This window comes from Shewanella sp. AS16 (genome assembly GCF_021412365.1).
GTDB classification, from domain to species: domain Bacteria; phylum Pseudomonadota; class Gammaproteobacteria; order Enterobacterales; family Shewanellaceae; genus Shewanella; species Shewanella salipaludis.
In genome coordinates this window covers 1-294 of record NZ_JAKCLK010000231.1, presented here as the reverse complement: position 1 = coordinate 294, position 294 = coordinate 1, and the positions used below count along the sequence as shown (strand labels likewise).

General features: G+C 48.6%; 1 pseudogene. It reads left to right on the top strand.

Annotated features, from left to right (window positions below):
- A pseudogene (locus LZP73_RS20130) lies at nucleotides 1-294 on the top strand (ATP-dependent helicase); the annotation flags it as partial.

Below are 294 nucleotides of genomic sequence, written 5' to 3'. Positions count from 1 at the left end.
ACATTGATTGAACACTTTGGTCGTCGCTGTCAGGGATGGTTTGAAGATGACGACGGACATCGCGAACAGTGTGACTTCCGTTTCCGTTTTAAAAATTGCCCGCAATGTAACGCAGAAAATGATATTGCCGCTCGCCGCTGCCGCGAATGTGACACGGTACTGGTTGATCCGGATGATATGTTAAAAGCGGCGCTACGACTGAAAGACGCGCTGGTATTACGCTGTAGCGGCATGTCTTTGCAGCATGGACACGACGAGAAAGGCGAATGGTTGAAAATCACCTATTACGATGAA